Origin of the sequence: Teredinibacter franksiae (assembly GCF_014218805.1) — a bacterium.
GTDB lineage: Bacteria > Pseudomonadota > Gammaproteobacteria > Pseudomonadales > Cellvibrionaceae > Teredinibacter > Teredinibacter franksiae.
Map to the genome: position 1 here is coordinate 3,719,392 of NZ_JACJUV010000001.1, position 19,230 is coordinate 3,738,621.

10 protein-coding genes are annotated in these 19,230 nt (G+C 49.3%); 8 read left to right on the forward strand and 2 right to left on the reverse strand.

Annotated features, from left to right (window positions below):
* Positions 1 to 335 precede the first annotated feature (335 nt).
* Positions 336 to 638 (forward strand): hypothetical protein, encoded by a 303-nt coding sequence (locus H5336_RS15730; protein WP_185235200.1) that lies wholly within the window; start codon positions 336 to 338, stop codon positions 636 to 638.
* A 292-nt stretch (positions 639 to 930) separates the two neighbouring features.
* Here the strand turns inward: H5336_RS15730 and H5336_RS15735 are convergent, their stop codons facing one another.
* Positions 931 to 2,448 (reverse strand): DUF3612 domain-containing protein, encoded by a 1,518-nt coding sequence (locus H5336_RS15735; protein ID WP_185235201.1) that lies wholly within the window; start codon positions 2,446 to 2,448, stop codon positions 931 to 933.
* Between the two features lie 182 nt (positions 2,449 to 2,630).
* Here H5336_RS15735 and H5336_RS15740 point away from each other — a divergent pair, with 182 nt between their 5' ends.
* Together H5336_RS15740 and H5336_RS15745 are read left to right on the forward strand one after the other, a co-directional pair.
* Positions 2,631 to 4,802, forward strand: coding sequence for a malate synthase G (locus tag H5336_RS15740; protein ID WP_185235202.1), 2,172 nt, complete (start codon positions 2,631 to 2,633; stop codon positions 4,800 to 4,802).
* A 90-nt stretch (positions 4,803 to 4,892) separates the two neighbouring features.
* Positions 4,893 to 6,491 carry an isocitrate lyase gene (locus H5336_RS15745; protein ID WP_185235203.1) on the forward strand — a complete coding sequence of 533 codons (1,599 nt, stop codon included), beginning with the start codon at positions 4,893 to 4,895 and terminating at the stop codon, positions 6,489 to 6,491.
* Positions 6,492 to 6,820: 329 nt separating this feature from the next.
* On the opposite strand, the gene metE is transcribed toward H5336_RS15745, so the two are convergent.
* Positions 6,821 to 9,136 carry a 5-methyltetrahydropteroyltriglutamate--homocysteine S-methyltransferase gene (gene metE / locus H5336_RS15750; protein ID WP_185235204.1) on the reverse strand — a complete coding sequence of 772 codons (2,316 nt, stop codon included), beginning with the start codon at positions 9,134 to 9,136 and terminating at the stop codon, positions 6,821 to 6,823.
* A gap of 109 nt (positions 9,137 to 9,245) precedes the next feature.
* Between metE and H5336_RS15755 the strand changes: the two genes are divergently transcribed.
* From H5336_RS15755 to gltB, 5 genes are all read left to right on the forward strand, one after another.
* On the forward strand, positions 9,246 to 10,130 hold the full coding sequence (locus tag H5336_RS15755; RefSeq protein ID WP_185235205.1) for a LysR family transcriptional regulator: 885 nt from the start codon (positions 9,246 to 9,248) through the stop codon (positions 10,128 to 10,130).
* 126 nt (positions 10,131 to 10,256) lie between these two features.
* Positions 10,257 to 10,469, forward strand: coding sequence for a cysteine-rich CWC family protein (locus H5336_RS15760; protein WP_185235206.1), 213 nt, complete (start codon positions 10,257 to 10,259; stop codon positions 10,467 to 10,469).
* 642 nt (positions 10,470 to 11,111) lie between these two features.
* The gene (locus H5336_RS15765) at positions 11,112 to 12,314 is read left to right on the forward strand and encodes an acetate/propionate family kinase (RefSeq protein WP_185235207.1); all 1,203 of its coding nucleotides are present in this window, start codon (positions 11,112 to 11,114) and stop codon (positions 12,312 to 12,314) included.
* Positions 12,314 to 14,455 carry a phosphate acetyltransferase gene (gene pta / locus H5336_RS15770; RefSeq protein ID WP_185235208.1) on the forward strand — a complete coding sequence of 714 codons (2,142 nt, stop codon included), beginning with the start codon at positions 12,314 to 12,316 and terminating at the stop codon, positions 14,453 to 14,455. Before H5336_RS15765 ends, pta begins: the two co-directional genes overlap by 1 nt.
* 169 nt (positions 14,456 to 14,624) lie before the next feature.
* Entirely contained in the window at positions 14,625 to 19,220 is a 4,596-nt protein-coding gene (gltB, locus tag H5336_RS15775; RefSeq protein WP_185235209.1) for a glutamate synthase large subunit, read from the forward strand.
* The last annotated feature ends 10 nt before the right edge of the window (positions 19,221 to 19,230 follow it).

The window sequence follows — 19,230 nt, forward strand, 5'->3', positions numbered from 1 at the left end:
GCCGGAATAACCGCCGAGAGCGTTGACGGATATCAAAGTTTTTTTGAAGTAGGAGGCGGTTGTTTTGGATCTAGATATTTCAGTTGGCCTAATTGACCAATTGGCTGGCTATTTTTACTAACTATTAAAATGGCAGTGGCGCGGAATTCTTTCCGATAAACTCCGGTTTTATAAAACTACAATGAAAACAGTGGGTTACGGACTTTTAAAAAGTTGGCACACTTCCTGATATACCTAGCGTGTGTGGTTGAAACGCTTATTCGCATCGCTGGCCAAGCCCACATGATCGGAACGCCGGTGAATAGAACTCAGGAATTATTATCAGGAGATATGTCATGAAAACTTTGGTCAAAAAATTTGTATATGTCGGTGTATTGATTGCGTTATTTTCCAGTGTAAATGTAATGGCACAAGCCGCAGAAGTAACTGTGCCGCAGGTTGGTGGCAGCGATAAAGTGGCCGTTGGTACTGGGCTTATTTCTGTTGCCCAAGACAAAATGGCCGAGATACGAGTAAAGATTGAGGCCGTTATTGTGGAGGATGTGTCCAGCCGAGGTGTTGTAACCTCTGTTGAGCTTCCTCGCGGCAATGATCAAAAAATGGTTGTGAATTATCGACAGACTTTGGCCGCAAACTAGTAGCCCAACCGATGCCTTTTAGTCGCTCGCAATACAGTAAAATCGAGAGTCTCTCTTTTACTGTATTGCGAGCGACTTTTTTTGTTCATTGCTCAGTTTGAATGTGTTACGGCTGCATTAACCTAAGCTGTGAGCTGTGAATACAGGCTTGCTACTTGCGTTTAATTGGAAAAAAATAAATCTTTACGAGTTACTGCCGGGCAGACGTTGTTAAAAAGTCAGGCCTTTTAGTGGTTGTTGAAACGGCTACAGAAAACTGGACGGAGGTTATGGTATTGACTGGTGATTTCAGTTAATGCTGATAACAGCTGGGCTCCCGCGGGCAAACGGCTCCCCTTGGGCAAATAAGCCGCGCTTCACCTTCAATGCCTCTGGATACCCAGGCGATATTTAATATGCGCGCCGTGGTGCTCAGATCGTTTTTGATGGTTCTAGGGATGGGCGTGGAGCCTCCGCTGGTAACACAGGTTTGCTTTAGGCTGTTGGCGAGGTCTAGCGCATTGCGCCCCTGCGCTTCGATAGCGTGGTTCAGGTCAATACCCGCGCAGAGTACATGATTGTTACCCGCTAAATCGGCTACAGCGATAGATTCACAACAGTAAATATGTGGCTCGCCATTGACGTTCATAATCGAGATTTGTGAGGCCGTGCCCTCGGCGGGAACCTCTATCATGCGGAAAACCGACCAGTGATGGCAGGGGTCTTTAACTTCACGCATATTTCCCCAAGGCAGGGGTATGCCGTTACCGCGGTAAACGGCTTTTAATTTGCCGGGGGTGTAGGCATCAAAGTAGTGCCAGTGAGGGTAAGGCGATACCGCCGTCATTCGGCGCATGGCGACCGCTTCAGAAACCTCTACTAATTGTGCTGTGTTTATCTCATAGCCTTGCCTGTCGAGTAGGTGGCGGAAAGGTACCTTTGGGCACAGTAGCGCGCCAGCAAAAAAACTGCATTCAAAATCCCGCCAAGCATGGAGAATATCCTGTGGGTTGATGTTGGCTGAGGGGTTAATGTCATTATCATCTTCGAGCAGCGTTGAGGCCTGTCCGTGGCCCGCTATTAATACATTTTTAAAGGTGTCTTTGTCGTGAAGAATGCAGTGGCCAATGTGTACAGCTAGGTCGTATTTGAAACGTAAGGGTCTCTGTTTTAGTGCCAGATTCACGTAAAGAGTATTAGGGGGCGAATAAAAAGACGTAACAATGGCAGCCCGTTCGTTGTGCAGCTCGCTTTTCACGGCCTCGGGCGTTTTATCAAACCATTGAATCGTCATTCCCATGGTTTTAACTATTTCAAGTAGGTCTGCCGTATTCAGCGGCAGACGCTTCTGGCCCACCTCCTCAGCCGCGCGCTCTAAATCGGGAAAATGATTTTGATGGTGTTCTTGATGGGCGCGAATGAGTAAGTGTGCAAATTGGCGCCCGGTAGTACCGGTTTGTGAGAGTAGCTCAGGGATAGCGATTTGTAATATTTCATTGGAAAACAGGAAGTTGGGTTCTAGTGCTATGCCACTAATGCCGCCGCGGCTGCCTTTCACCGGGGTAATGGCCTGTTCTTCCGGTACGTCATCGAGAAACCAGCTCATTTCTTTTTGGAACACCGAGGCAATCACCTCAAGCATGGTCTCACTGGGTACGCGTTTGCCGCGCTCGATCATCGAAAGGTAGGAAACCGACGGCGCGGATTCAGCGTTGATTTTTACGCAGCGTGAGGACAAGTCTTCCATCGTAAGGTGGTTTCGCTTACGTAGATTACGTATTTTTGTGCCGAGGAAGTGAGCCTTCCTCATCAGGCTTTTTGTGTCCTTCATTTTGTAAAATTTACACTGTGTAATTTCTATTGTGAAATTCTAGTTCACTCTCACCTACACTGCTTATCATGCAACGCAGCAATGTCGCTACTCTAAGCTTAGACGAGTAAATAAGACGGCTTGCGTATATGGATTACGACAAAAGTAACATTTTGTTATTGAGTATTACACAGGTGTATACGATGAACATTCCGCTCGAAAATAGCTGTTTCATTAATGATAAGTTCTACAAATTCATCAACGATGAAGTTTTACCCCTGCGTTCAATGAACGTAGCAAAGTTCTGGAATGGGCTCAATGATTTGGTCGACGAGCTGGCCCCCCTTAATCAACATTTGCTGCAAACGCGTAATGAGCTTCAGGCAAAAATTGACGGTTGGCACCGAGACACCAGTAACGAGGGATTTAGCCCTAAAAACTACCGTCAATTTCTATTGGATATTGGCTACTTAGTGGAGGAAGGTGAGGATTTTTCGGTAACAACTGACGATGTTGACGAAGAAATATCGGCCATTGCCGGACCGCAACTGGTTGTACCGCTAAAAAATGCACGTTTTGCGCTAAACGCGGCTAATGCTCGCTGGGGTAGCTTATACGATGCGCTCTACGGTACGGATGCGATTCCCCACAGCGAAGGATTAAAGCCCTGTAGCCGTTATAACCCTGCGCGTGGCAACCATGTCATTCAATATGCGAAAGAATTTCTCGATGAGGTCTTCCCTTTGGCCTTAGGTTCGCATTTAGATGTCACCAGTTACATTGTGTATTACCAGCATTTACTGGCTTTTTTCCCCGATGGAAGTAAAACCGGGTTAAAAATGCCTCGTCAATTTGTCGCCCTTTGCGGACATAAAGATGACCCAGAATCGATTCTGCTCTGCAACAACGGCTTACACGTCGAGGTTCAGTTCGATCGCAACGGCAGCATTGGTTGCCATGACCTTGCGCACATTCAGGATGTTGTCGTTGAAGCTGCAGTAACCACCATTATGGATTGCGAAGACTCCGTAGCGGCGGTCGATGCCGAAGACAAAATTGAAATTTACCGTAACTGGCTTGGATTGATGGCGGGCAGCTTGATGGCCTCGTTTGATAAGAATGGCGTGACCTATACTCGAAAATTAAATCGCGATAGATATTTCACCTGCCCAGACGGCGAGGAATATCGTGTGCCTGGGCGCGCACTGATGCTGAATCGAAATGTGGGCCATTTAATGGAAAGTGATTTACTGCAAACCCGTGATGGTCATTTTGTGCCAGAAGGCATTATTGATGCTGTGATTACAGCACTCATTGGTTCACTCGATTTGAATCGAGAAAACAGCGCAATCCGCAATAGCCGTAGTGGCAGTATCTATATCGTTAAACCCAAAATGCATGGCCCCGATGAGGTCGCGTTTACCTGTCGATTATTTGAGCGTGTGGAAGACTTGCTGGAGCTTGAACGCAACACCATCAAATTGGGCATTATGGATGAAGAACGTCGCACAACGGTAAACCTAAAGGAATGTATTCGTGTAGCTAAAGCACGAGTGGCGTTTATTAATACCGGGTTTCTTGATCGTACCGGTGATGAAATTCACACCAGTATGCAGGCCGGCCCGTTCTTACCCAAAGCGCGTATTAAAGATCAGCCGTGGATTAAAGCATACGAAAATTGGAACGTTGATATAGGCCTTGAATGTGGTTTGCCTGGGCATGCACAAATCGGTAAGGGTATGTGGCCCATGCCCGATGAAATGAATCAGATGATGATGGCGAAAATCGATCACCCTCTCGCCGGAGCGAATACGGCATGGGTACCTTCGCCAACAGCCGCTGTGTTACACGCACTACATTATCACAAAGTAAATGTGCATGACGTTCAATCAGAGTTGCGTGATAGGCCACGAGCTAGCGTGGACGATATTCTAGAAATTCCGTTAATGCCCAGTTACACCAGCCTCAGTGCCGAGCAAATTGAGCAGGAACTGGAAAATAATATCCAAGGAATTCTTGGTTATGTTGTGCGTTGGGTGGAGTTGGGTGTTGGCTGTTCAAAAGTGCTAGACATTAACAATATCGGCCTAATGGAAGACCGCGCGACCCTACGTATTTCCAGTCAGCATATCGCCAATTGGTTAATGCATAGTGTTTGTAGCGAACAGCAGGTACGCAATGTTATGCAGCGTATGGCTGCGGTAGTTGACAGTCAGAATGAAGGAATATCCGGGTACCGAAACATGGTGCCCGATACAGATCAGAGTCTTGCCTTTAAAAGCGCGCAAGACTTGATTTTTCTCGGCGCCAAACAACCCAACGGCTACACCGAACCGCTATTACATAGTTATCGCTTAAAGGCAAAGCAGCGATAGTGAGTTTCCCTTGAGTAATAGCTAAAACAGAACAGCATAAAACGTTGAGCCGGTAGAGCTTAATTAATTACGAATTTAGTTGAGGTAATTATGAACAAGTATTCTTTTGAGTCAAAGCATGCATCCAAAGCCGTTTCGGGCCATAACCACACATGGGATGCAATTAACCCCGAGTCGGTAGCGCGTATGCGATTGCAAAACCGCTTCTCCACCGGTTTGGATATCGCTCGTTACACTGCAAAAATTATGCGCGACGATATGAAAGCTTACGATAAAAACCCCGAACGCTACACGCAATCGTTAGGTTGCTGGCACGGTTTTATTGGTCAGCAAAAAATGATCTCTATTAAAAAACACTTTGGTACAACCAAAGGTCGCTACCTTTATCTTTCGGGTTGGATGGTTGCCGCGATGCGCTCGGAATTTGGCCCTCTGCCGGATCAGTCCATGCATGAAAAAACGGCTGTGCCGGAACTCATTGAAGAGCTGTATACATTTTTGAAGCAAGCCGACGCTCGTGAGTTGCGGCAGCAGTTTAAAGATTTGGATGTGGCTCGTGCGGCTGGCGACAATGTGAAATCAAAGTATATTGAAAAATGTATTGATAATTTTGAAACCCATATTGTGCCAATTATTGCCGATATCGATGCGGGGTTTGGTAACGAAGAGGCTACCTACCTATTGGCCAAAAAAATGATAGAAGCGGGTGCTTGCTGTATTCAAATTGAAAACCAAGTGTCGGACGCAAAGCAGTGCGGTCATCAAGACGGTAAAGTGACGGTTCCTCACGAAGATTTTCTGGCAAAAATTAATGCGGTGCGCTACGCCTTTATGGAATTGGGCGTTGAGGATGGCGTAATTGTTGCGCGCACAGATTCGTTGGGCGCCGGCCTTACACAGAAAATACCCGTGTCGCAGTCTGCGGGTGATTTGGCCGAGCAGTACAATAACTATATTGATGGTGAGCCTATTAGTACGTTGGATAACCTAAAGTCTGGTGAGCTGGTAATTGCACAGGCCGAGGGTAATATAAAAGTGGATCGTCTCGCCAATGGTTTAATCCGCTTCAAACCCAATACCGGTGAAGACCGCGTAGTACTGGACTGTATTACGTCATTGCAACATGGTGCGGACCTTTTATGGATTGAAACTGAAAAACCCCATGTAGGGCAAATTGCAAGTATGGTTAATCGTATTCGAAAAATCATTCCCAATGCAAAGCTGGTGTACAACAACAGCCCGTCATTTAACTGGACACTGAGTTTTCGACAACAGGTGTTCGACACTTGGCAGGAGCGAGGCAGCGATATGTCGGCCTACCAACGCGATAATTTGATGAGTGTGCAGTACGACGGTAGCGATTTAGCCCAAGCTGCAGATGATAAAATTAGAGCCTTCCAGAAAGATGCGGCAAAGCAGGCTGGAATTTTCCATCACCTGATTACGTTGCCCACTTACCATACGGCTGCGTTGTCCACGGACAATCTTGCCAAAGATTACTTCGGCGACGAGGGAATGCTGGCTTATGTGAAAAATGTGCAGCGTAAAGAGATTCGGGAAAGCCTAGCCTGTGTTAAGCACCAGGATATGGCTGGCTCCAATATTGGTGATGATCACAAAGAGTATTTTTCCGGTGGCCAGGCGCTAAAGGCCTCCGGGGACAGCAATACAATGAATCAGTTTTCCTGAGGGTTGAATGTTGGGGGTTAAAAGCACCTCTATTGATTGCTTTTGGCCTCTGGCTTTGGGTGCTGTTCGTACGCAGTAAAAATTGATAGGCATTTGGGTTGTCTAGCGGAAAATGTTAATGCCTTGCATGAATCGCACACAAAGCTACGAAGGCTGGCAAACCTTATTGCAGGGTATTCTGCTTGGAAAGGCAGCCAGCCTTCCGCCGCACAGTCCGCCTTACTCTAAGGCGTGCTAGTTCGCGCAAAGGCCAAAATCAGGTAATAGAGATGCCCTAAAGCAAGGGCGATGAACATCGCTCCTTGCTTTACCGCTATCGTTGCTGAGTGTTAGGCGCTTACCATTGATGCTGGTTTTAGTTCTGCGGTTTGACCCGCGTGCTTTTTTCGCAGCTCTTTTGCCGCGCTCACCATGTTTGTGAGTGCAGGCATTACGTCTTCCCATTGGCGGGTTTTTAAGCCGCAGTCTGGGTTTATCCACAATTGCTTTTCCGGAAGGTGCGCGGCAGCATTACGGATGATTTTTACCATGTCGTTTACGTTCGGCGTGTTTGGCGAATGAATATCATAAACGCCCGGACCGATAGCATTGGGGTAGTGAAAAAAATTAAATGCATCGAGTAGTTCGCCGTTTGAACGTGATGTTTCTATGGTGATAACATCAGCATCCATTGCTGCAATGGCTTCGATAATGTCGTTAAAATTGGAATAGCACATGTGTGTGTGAATTTGAGTAGAATCTTGTACGCCGTTTGCACACAAACGAAAAGAGTCTACGGCCCATTCAAGGTATTGTTGCCATTCCGATTGCCGCAAGGGAAGACCTTCACGTAATGCGGCTTCGTCTATTTGAATAATCTTTACGCCCGCGTCTTCCAGGTCCAGCGTCTCTTCGCGTATTGCCAGTGCCAGTTGGTAGCAAGTGAGCTCCCGATCTTGGTCATCGCGAACAAACGACCAGTTCAAAAGGGTTACAGGTCCGGTGAGCATGCCCTTAACGGGTTTTTGTGTAAGTGATTGTGCGTAGGTTGTGCAATCCACCGTCATCGCCTTGGGCCGGTGAATATCGCCAAATATTATCGGCGGTTTTACGCAGCGGGAACCGTAAGATTGTACCCAGCCGTAGCGGCTGAAAACGTAGCCTTCCAACTGTTCTCCAAAGTATTCGACCATGTCGTTGCGTTCAGCTTCGCCGTGCACTAGCACATCGAGTTCCAATTCTTCCTGCTTACGAATGCAGTAGTGTATTTCAGTTTGAATATTTTTTTGGTAAGTGTCGCTGTCGATTGCGCCACTTTTAAATTGCGCTCGTAACTGGCGAATGGATTTTGTTTGCGGAAATGAACCTATCGTGGTTGTGGGGAATGCGGGCAAAGGCAAATGTTGAGATTGTAACAGTGAGCGTTCTCGAAAAGGGCTTTGCCTTTGGCTTTGGGCTGCAGAAATGTTCTGTACTTTATTGCGCACCGCGAGGTTATGTACACGCGGTGATTGGCGTCGGCTTTGCTGTGCTTGATGGTTTGCGCTTAACGCTTGTGCAATCGATTCTCTGCCACTATTAATGGCGGTTTTCAGCAGGGTTAGCTCCGTGATTTTTTGTACCGCAAAGGCCACCCAGGTTTGAATCTCGGGTTCGAATTCCTGTTCTGTTGTGAGGTCGACAGGTACATGCAGTAGTGAGCAGGAGGGCGCCAGCCACAATCTATTCTGTAATCGTTCTGCAATGGGCTCAAGCCAGTCGAGTGTTTTTGTCAGGTCTGTTTTCCATATGTTGCGACCGTCAATTACGCCCAGCGATAAAACTTTGTGCGCCGGTAGCCAGTCAATCACTTTATTCACTTCGGCACGCGCGCGTGTTGCATCTAGGTGTAGACCTGCGCAAGGAAGGTTGCAGGCCAATTGTAGATTGTCTTCCAAGGTACCAAAGTAAGTCGTGAGTAGAATCTTAAGTGGTGAGTTTTTAAGTGAGTGATAGGCTTTTTCTAGCGCATGTTTCCATGGAGCTGATAACTCGGTAACTAAAATAGGTTCGTCGATTTGCAGCCACTCAACACCGCTTTTTTTCAAAGCATCTAAGAGTTGGTTATACACCACCAGTAGGGGTTCGAGTAAATCCAAGGGTTGAGTGTTATCTTTAGTTTTACTTAACCACAAATAGGTCACGGGCCCAATCAAAACGGGCTTGGCGTTAACGCCACTGGTTTGGGCTTCGGCAATTTCAGCGAGCAAACGCTTTGGTTGAAGTTGGAAGCGCGTCTGTGCGGAAATTTCCGGCACAATGTAGTGATAATTGGTATCGAACCACTTGGTTAATTCGCCTGCCTGTGTGCACTGACATTGGTTGGAGGATCGTCCTCGCGCTAATTGAAAGTACTTGTCTAGCTCCGGCGCCTGGGAATAGGCAACCCGTTCTGGCACGTGCCCCAGTAAAAAACTCATGTCTAGCACTTGATCGTAGAGTGAAAAATCGCCTACCGGTACCCAGTCGATCGCCTCTTGATGCTGCCAGTTTTGTTGTCGAATGGCCGCCGCGTGTTGTTGCAGGTTTTCGGCACTCGCGTCGCCTTTCCAGTATTTTTCTAGTGCGAACTTTAGCTCGCGATGTTTTCCTATTCTGGGAAAACCTAAGTTGTGTGTAATTGCCATAGTGAACTCGAGGGGTTTCGGGTTTAAGTGGCGATGAGGTTAAGGCAAATAATTCATGAGGAATAATGGTAATATTTCAGTCAATCATTAAAATTATTCATGAGTTGCTATGATCGAACGTATTCACCTCACGGTACTAAGGGAAATTGAGCTGCAGGGCTCGCTCACGGCGGCGGCCGGCAAACTACACCTTACGCAATCGGCCCTAAGCCATACCATGAAAAAATTTGAGGCACAGGTAGGTACTCGTTTGTGGACGAAAGAGGGCCGTAATCTCCAACTTACCGAGGCTGGGCGCTACTTACTCAAAGAGGCAAAAAGGTTGTTACCACAATTGGAACGGTTAGATGACGCCCTCGGTCAGTTCGCAAAAGGGGAGCGGGGCAGTTTGCGTATTGGTATGGAGTGCCATCCTTGTTACCAGTGGTTACTGACAATCGTAGGTGAGTTTCTAGCGGTATCTCCAGGTGTGGAAGTGGACGTGAAACAGCGTTTTCAGTTTGGTGGTATGGCGGCACTGTTCAATCATGAGATCGATTTATTGGTCACGCCCGACCCGTTGCAGCGTAAAGGTATATGTTTTACACCCGTGTTTGATTATGAGCAGGTGCTGGTGGTGAGCCGCAATCACGCACTGGCTGGGCACACCTACGTGCAGCCAGAAGATTTAAGTGACCAGTGTTTGTATACCTATCCGGTTGAGATAGAGCGGCTGGATATCTACAGGTTATTTCTTCAGCCCGAAAACTGTGTGCCAGCGCGCCGTAAAACCGTTGAAGCAACGGAAATTATGCTGCAACTTGTCTCGGCCGGTCGTGGGGTTGCCTGTTTGCCGCGCTGGTTAGTTGAGCAATTTGCCGGGCAGTTTGCGGTAGTTCCGATATCGCTGGGTTGTGCTGGCGTGTCTAAGCAGATCCATCTGGGGATGCGTGCTAGTGAAAATGAAAGCTCCCACGCGGTGGGGCTATTACGATTGGCGCTTGCACGTACATAAGCTTTGCCCGCAAAGCTGGGGGCCACTAAAGCACTATGTTTGATATGGTTCAAACTGACTTCAAGCACAGCATGTAGTATTTTATTGTTATATAATTCACAACATATAGGGTTTGAGGTAGGTGTTATGCCGCATCACGAGATTTTGCCGTGCCCTCGCTGCCAGGCCTCCTTCGAGTGCAAAATGGGTTCAATTACTCTGTGCCATTGCAGCAGTGTTGAGCTGAGTAGGCAGCAGCGTGAAATTATCGCGCAGCAATGGGATAGTTGCTTGTGTCACCAGTGTCTGGTCGAAATTGTCACTCAAACGACGCTTAAGCCAATACTTTCCTCCTCCTGAACTCGCGTGATTACGGAGTAGGATCGTTGCTAAAACGTCAACTTTTTGCTTGCTGCTGTTGATTTTTTTCGACACGGCGATTCAGTGGCTTTAAGCTTCTACGCGGCCTGGAAAGCTTAGTGTAGGGTCGCGCAAGGCGAGCTGCTTTCCCAAGCCGATCTGCGCCGTATAAGTCTTGCCAGACTCCGCGCTTCGGGGCTTTACATGCGATTCAAGAACAGTGCCTAAATTTATCGCCAGACCACCGGTGTGCCTGTAAATTTCCCCCTGCACATGAATCGCATGCAAAGCCAGAGGCCAAAACACATTAATAGCGGTGTCCTTTATCCTTTGGGTGCTTTTGTTGGGTGACTTCTGTCTATACTTGGGCCTGCGTTCATGGGATTTTCTACTGAAAGGGAATGCTTGGCTTGCCTGAATAGCTTGCGCAGTTCAGGGGGGGGAGAGCACCTTTCGTGTCTATGTCTTCTATCGTGAGCGTTGAAAAAGTAACATCATTACCATTTATCTTTTTGTATATTCGATAAATTTGATGAATTGTCAAGCCAAATCAAAAACTGGCCTGACAATCTCGTTTACTATAGGCTCCGCCAGGGCCTCTAAGGCCCTTTTTATCTGATATAGGTGCGAGCGAAACGAAATATGCAGCATGTTCTTGTTTTTAACAGTGGAAGTTCGTCTTTCAAGTTTTCTCTTTTTTCGACTGAATCTGAAGCGCCACTGCTTACCGGGATAGCCGAAAAGTTGGGTACCTCTGAGGCTTTTATGAGCCTAAAAGCCGTCGATGGGCGAAAGGAGCAATTAGATATACACCGTGATCACGAGGCGGCGATTCAAACCTTGGTGGAAAAGTTGCCGGCCTATGATTTAAGTTTTGATGATGTTGCCGTAGTGGGTCACCGGGTTGTACACGGGGGCGAAACCTTTTCGGCATCGGTTAAAATAGACGACAAGGTGCTTGCAGACATTCGCTCTTGCTCTGCGCTGGCGCCTCTTCATAACCCAGCGAATGTACTGGGTATTGAGTTGGTGAAAGAGCTTTACCCAGAATTACCACAGGTCGCTGTTTTTGACACAGCTTTCCATCAAACACTTCCGAGCAAGGCCTTTTTGTACCCCATTCCCTACAAGCTCTATAAAGAGCAGGGTATTCGTCGATACGGTTTTCATGGCACCAGCCATCGCTACGTTGCTGAAACCGCTATCGAGCAATTGAAACTTAGCGAAGATGACAGCCAAATTCTGGTGGCACACCTCGGTAATGGTTGTAGTGCTACGGCGGTGGTTAACGGTAAAAGTGTTGATACCACCATGGGTCTTACCCCGTTAGAAGGGCTGGTGATGGGAACCCGTTCTGGGGATGTTGATCCGAGCCTTCACCAATATTTACAGGACACGCTCGGTTGGTCGTTAAGCCGTATTACCGATGTACTAAACAGAGAATCGGGTTTGCTGGGTTTATCTGAAGTCAGTAATGACATGCGAACCCTTGTTGCCGCAGCAGAGTCGGGGAGTGAAGGCGCTATTATTGCGATAGATGTATTTTGCTTCCGCCTGGCACGCCATTTGGCGGCGCTTACGGCGTCCCTCTCTCGTGTGGATGCGTTGATATTTACCGGGGGAATTGGCGAGAACAGCCCAGGTATTCGAGCGCGGGTATTAGAGCAACTGGTTATTTTTGGTTTCCGCGTGGATGTTTCCAGTAACGATATTCATGGTCGCGAAGCCGGTGGTGTTATCACCGAGGCCGGCAGTACGGTCGCAATGGTTATTCAAACAAATGAAGAAGCGATGATCGCGCGAGATGCGCTCAGTCTATTAAATGGGAAGGAGGTCGCTCAATAATGCGCAGCTTTTATCTTGCTCCAACTACTTCAGGTACCGGGTTAACGTCGGCGTGTCTCGGTTTGGTTCGTGCTCTTGATCAAATTGGCGTGCGCGTAGCCTTCTTTAAACCCGTTGCACAAATTTACGGTTCCGATTCCGGTTCTACTCGCTCTACCGAGCTGATTAAGCAGACGGTAGGTTTGCAATCTGGTGATTCGGTAAGCCTTTCCTATGCTCAACAGAAAGTGGCGAACGGCGATTTTGACACGCTTATGGAAGAAGTGATTACTAACTATCAGGTGTCCTGTGGTGATGCTGATGTGATGGTGATCGAAGGCTTGGTGCCGCGCCCAAATGAAGACTACATTGCGCGCTTGAACCAGCGCATGGCGGCTACATTGGGCAGTGAAGTTATTATTGTGACCGCCAAAAAGCACTACACCTCCGCTGAGTGGAGCGAGCGTATTAATATTACCGCCAGTATATTCGGCGGTTTTGATAACCCACGTTTGCTTGGTTGTATCATCAATAAAGTGGGGGCACCGCCTAAGGGCAATAAGCGTGTTTCTGCTGATGACAACGTTAGCGGTTGGGAAGTACAGGAACGTAGCTTTGAAGATTTCAAACGGAAAACGCCGGTATTCAACCACAAGAATTTTCGTTGCTTGGGTATTATTCATTGGAACCCACATTTTGTTGCGCCGCGTACACAGGATATTGCCAATAGTGTAAGTGCCCGTATTGTGAATGCGGGGCAAATGGACACACGCCGTGTGAGCAACGTTGTGCTTTGTGCCCGTACTGTTCCCAATATGCTCTACGCCCTAAAGGCGGGAACCTTGATTGTTACCCCGGGTGACCGTATCGATATTTTACTCGCGGCCTCCCAAGCCGTGCTTAACGGCGTGCCGCTTGCGGGCATTCTTTTTACCGGCGAAATGGTACCCGACGAGAAGGTTTTACAGCTTTGCCGTGGAGCCTTTAATACCGGGTTACCTGTGCTTGTTACGCGTTATGACTCACTCGAAACCGTTCAGTTGCTGGATGGCATGAATAACGAAGTGCCAGCCGATGACGTACCCCGCATGCTGGAGGTAATGGATGAGGTCGCTCGCTCCATTGATATTAAATGGTTGGCGGAGCGTGCCGCGCTGCCTCAGGATTCACGCATGTCACCCCCGGCTTTCCGCCATCATCTAATGACTTTGGCGCAGAGTGCAGCAAAGAAAATTGTGCTGCCCGAGGGCAACGAACCGCGTACTATTCAGGCCGCTATTGAATGTACTCGACGTAAAATTGCGCAGTGTTTATTGCTGGGTGATCGCGAAGAAATTACTCTGGTTGCAGAGGCCAATGGTCTGGTGCTGCCAGACGACATTGAAATTCTTGACCCTGCGACCATTCGCCCGCGCTATATTCAGCCAATGATGGAGTTGCGTAAACACAAAGATGTGAGTGCGCCCCAGGCCGAAGCCTTGCTGGAAGACAAAGTGGTACTTGGCACCATGATGTTGGCTCAAGACGAAGTGGATGGTTTGGTGAGTGGCGCAGTGCACACCACCGCCAACACCATTCGCCCAGCCTTGCAGCTCATCAAAACACGCGACGACACCCGTCTGGTATCCTCCATTTTCTTCATGTTGATGCCGGATCAAGTGCTGGTATACGGCGATTGTGCGGTTAACCCCAACCCCAATGCGGAGGATTTGGCTGATATTGCTATCAGTTCGGCCGATTCGGCTAAGGCCTTTGGAATTGAGCCGCGAGTAGCGATGATCAGTTACTCCACGGGGGTTTCCGGGGTGGGTAGCGACGTGGATAAGGTGCGCGAAGCAACAGAAATTGCGCGCAAATTGCGTCCAGATCTGGTCATTGACGGCCCACTGCAATATGATGCAGCCGCAATTGCCAGCGTGGCGGCGTCAAAAGCGCCCGATAGTCCAGTGGCAGGTAAAGCAACTGTATTTGTCTTCCCGGATTTAAACACGGGGAACACTACCTACAAGGCGGTGCAGCGAAGCGCCAATGTTGTCAGCGTTGGCCCGGTTCTACAGGGATTGAAGAAGCCGGTGAATGATTTGAGTCGCGGTGCTCTGGTGGAAGATATTGTCTACACCATCGCCCTCACAGCAATACAGGCAGAACAAAATAATAATTAGCCCATAGAAACGTTGCGCTGTTGGAGGGAAGTGCAGGTATAGCCCATAGCATAAGGGCTAAACACCTGTGCCAACCCGCCGCATTACATGATTGAAATCTTCTCAGGAACCGCGAGGGGTCATCCCGCGCGGTTTGTTTGTCTGAGAAATATGAAATACGAGAATGTTTATGAGAGAAAAAGAGCAGTCGCAAGGACTCTACCATCCTGATTTTGAGCACGATGCCTGCGGTATCGGCTTTGTGGCTAACCTGAAAAGCCGTGGGTCTCACGAGATTGTGCGCAATGCGCTCACCATGCTTACCTGCATGGAGCACCGCGGTGGTACCGGTTACGACGTAAATAGCGGCGATGGCGCCGGTATTCTTATTCAGATCCCTCACGATTTCTTGGCCGAAGAAACGGTCAAGCTGGGCTTTGAGTTGCCCGCTGTGGGTGATTACGGCGTGGGTATGGTTTTTTTCCCGCAGAGCGACGATCACGCAAACCAGTGTCGCAGTGTTTTCGAGTCTATTATGGCCAAGATGGGCCTTAGCTCACTGGGCTATCGCAGTGTGCCGGGCGATAATTCCAGCCTAGGCTACGCGGCACGCGAAACCGAGCCAAAAATTGAGCAGGTGTTTATCGCCAAGCCTGAAGGCTTGAGCCAGCAGGACTTCCAGCGCAAATTGTTTGTACTGCGTAAGGCCAGTGGCCATCAAATTAATGCTAAGGTAGGGTGCCAGAAGGACGAATTTTACGTTGCCTCGCTGTCTAACCGCACCATTGTCTACAAGGGCCAGTTCACCACAGCGCAGGTGAGCGAATACTATGTTGAGCTGAGTGATGAGCGCCTGACATCGGCCATTGCCATGTTCCATAGCCGTTTCTCCACCAATACCTTCCCTGCTTGGCGTCGTGCCCAGCCGTTCCGTTTCTTGTCTCACAACGGTGAAATCAATACCGTTCGCGGCAATATCAACTGGATGACCGCCCGTCAGGCGTTGTTCGATAGCGCCAATTTCAGCGAGGCAGAGCTAGAGTTACTGATGCCGATCTGTAACCGTGACAACTCCGATTCCGCCAACTTGGATATGGCTATCGAGCTTTTGGTACTGAGTGGTCGCCCGTTGGCTCAGGTGATGATGATGGTGGTACCGGAAGCCTGGCAGAGCCAGGACAATATGGATGCAACCAAGCGCGCGTTCTACGAGTATTACGCGAATGTTATGGAGCCTTGGGATGGGCCGGCTTCGGTGAGCTTTACCGATGGTCAGGTAGTGGGTGCCACACTAGACCGCAACGGCCTGCGTCCCTCACGCTTCCTCGTAACCGATGATGACACCGTCATTATGGGGTCCGAAACCGGCGCGCTGTGTGTAGACCCCGCCCGCGTGGTTAAGAAAGGCCGCTTGCAGCCCGGTAAAATCTTTATTGCCGACCTCAACGAAGGTCGCATCATCAGTGATGACGAAGTCAAAGCCGACATCTGTGCTCGCCAGCCTTACGGCGAGTGGCTGGCTAACAACAAGTTGGAGCTGGATGCCTTACCACTTCCTGCGGGTATTGAGTTGCCACAAATTGAAAACCTGCGTACCCAGCAGAAGGCCTTCGGTTACACCTATGAAGATCTGAATGTGATCCTCAAGCAAATGGTAGAGACCGGTAAAGAGCCTTTGGGGGCAATGGGTGCCGACAACCCGCTGGCGGTAATGTCCGATCGCCCTCAGCACTTGTCCAGTTATTTTAAGCAGCTGTTTGCCCAGGTGACCAACCCGCCTATCGACCCCATCCGGGAAGAGATGGTGATGTCGCTGCGCACTTACGTAGGCGCTTCGAAAAACCTGCTGAGTGAAACCCCCGAACACTGTCGCAAAGTTGAAATTTTACAGCCGCTATTAAGCAACGAACAGCTAGCCAAACTAAAGCACATAGACCAGAGTCAATTGAAGGCTAAAGCCCTCGATACGCTGTTCGGTGCGGGCGGTGGTGCTGGCGAATTAGAAAAAGGGTTGGATCAACTTTGCCGCGCCGCCAAAGACGCGGTAAACGAGGGCAATTCGCTGCTTATCCTTAGCGATCGCAATGCCGACACCGATCACGCCGCCATACCCTCACTGCTGGCAACGGCTGCGGTTCACCACTCGTTAATTCGGGATGGCCTACGTGCAAAAGCTGAGATTATTGTGGAGTCGGGTGATGTAAGCGAAACTCACCACCTAGCGACGCTTATTGGTTATGGCGCTGCTGCCGTTAACCCCTATGTGGCTATCGAAACGCTTAAAGTTATGCGCGACGAAGGTGTGCTTGACAGCAACTTGGCCGATACCGACCTGCTGAAGAAATACACCAAAGCCGTGGGCAGTGGTCTGCTAAAAATCTTTTCGAAAATGGGTATCTCTACGCTGCAGAGCTACCAAGGCGCACAAATTTTTGAGGCGCTGGGCATTAACAGTGCGGTTGTGGAAAAGTACTTCACTGCAACCATAAGCCGTATTGAAGGCATTGGCCTAGATGAAATTGCCCGCGAAGCGTTGGCCAAGCACCGCGAAGGTTACCCAGCCGCGAACCGTATTCATGTTGACAATATACTGCACAGCGGCGGTGAATATGCCTGGCGTCACGATGGTGAGCGTCACCTGTTCAACCCAACCACTATACGCATGCTGCAGCATTCTACGGCGGCCAACGATTATGGCCAGTTTAAGGAATACGCCCAGCAGGTCGACGACCAAGCGACCGCGGCCTTTACCCTGCGTGGCTTGCTGAATATTAATGCCGATCGGCCTTCTGTTCCGTTGGAAGAAGTAGAGCCGGCAGAAGCTATCTTTAAGCGTTTCGCTACAGGAGCAATGAGTTTCGGTTCCATTTCCTGGGAAGCGCACACCACCTTGGCTAAAGCCATGAACCGCATTGGCGGTAAGAGCAACAGTGGTGAGGGTGGTGAAGACCCTATTCGCTTTAAGAGAGACGAAAACGGCGACCTCATGCTCAGCCGTATTAAGCAGGTAGCTTCTGGCCGCTTCGGTGTTACCAGTCACTACCTTGCTAATTGTGACGAAATCCAAATTAAAATGGCTCAGGGTGCCAAGCCCGGTGAGGGCGGTCAGCTACCCGGCCATAAAGTGGATGCATGGATTGGCCGCACCCGAGGCTCAACCCCTGGTGTTGGACTGATATCGCCACCACCGCACCACGATATTTACTCTATTGAAGACCTGGCGCAGCTCATTTACGACCTGAAAAACGCCAATCGCGAAGCGCGCATAAACGTCAAATTGGTTTCTGAAGCCGGTGTGGGCACTATTGCGGCTGGTGTGTGTAAAGGATATGCCGATGTTGTGCTTATCGCTGGCTACGACGGCGGTACCGGTGCGTCGCCGCTTAGCTCCATCAAACATGCGGGTTTGCCCTGGGAGTTAGGCTTGGCTGAAACTCACCAAACATTGGTCGCTAACCGTTTGCGCAGCCGTATTACCGTACAAACCGACGGCCAGTTGAAAACACCACGCGACCTTGCCATTGCCACCCTGCTGGGTGCCGAAGAGTGGGGTATTGCCACCGCTGCACTGGTAGTGGAAGGCTGTACCATGATGCGCAAGTGTCACCTCAATACTTGCCCGGTCGGTATTGCCACGCAGAATAAAGAATTGCGAGAGCGCTATGCCGGTAAGGTAGAAAATGTGGTGAATTTCTTCACCATGATGACCCAAGGCTTGCGTGAAATTATGGCCGAGTTAGGCTTCCGCACCATTAATGAAATGGTGGGGCAGGCACAGTGCTTGAAAATGCGGGAAGGCTTAGATCATTGGAAGTTAGCTCATTTGGACTTGTCGCCCGTTTTGAAAAAGCAGGACGCCGCTGAAGGCGACACCCTGTATCGCAGCGTGGAACAAAAGCACCTGATTCACGACATTGTTGACCGAGCACTCATTAAAGAAGCCCACGCGGCTCTTGAGAAGGGTACAAAGGTTAGCCTGCATAAAGACATCGTAAACACCGATCGTACCGTAGGGACCATGATCTCTAATGAGATCAGCAAGCGCTACGGCGCCGAAGGCTTGCCTGCAGGCACTATTAACGTGAAATTCGACGGTTCTGCTGGTCAGAGTTTTGGTGCTTTCGCGGCTCGGGGTATTCGCTTTGAGTTAGAGGGTGATGCCAACGATTACTTCGGTAAAGGTCTCTCCGGTGCCGACATGGTGGTATACCCTCCCAAAGTGTCACCTTTCGAGCCGCGCGATAATATTTTGATTGGCAACGTTGCCTTCTTCGGGGGCACCGCCGGTAAAGCTTTTATTCGCGGAATTGCCGGTGAGCGTTTCTGCGTGCGTAACTCGGGTGTTACGGCGGTTGTTGAAGGTGTGGGCGACCACGGCTGTGAATACATGACCGGCGGCAAAGCCATTATTCTAGGTGAGACCGGGCGGAACTTTGCCGCAGGTATGAGCGGTGGTTACGCTTGGGTGCTAGACACAAAAGGCGACTTCGCCAATAAGTGCAACATGGAAATGGTGCAGCTTGAAAAAGCAGAAGACGAAGCCGACATTGCCGAACTAAAAGCTTTAATTACAGAACACCAGCAACAAACGGGTTCCGACGTGGCGGCCGATATTTTGGCCGACTGGGAAGCCAGCCTGGCGAAGTTCGTTAAGGTAATGCCTGTGGACTACAAGCAAATGCAAAGTTACATGAAAGAGGCGCGCAACAGCGGCCAGTACGATAACGAACAGAAAGTTGCCGAAGCTGCATTTGATATGCACTTGGCTAAACTGGCTGCGACGTAAGGGGGCGAGA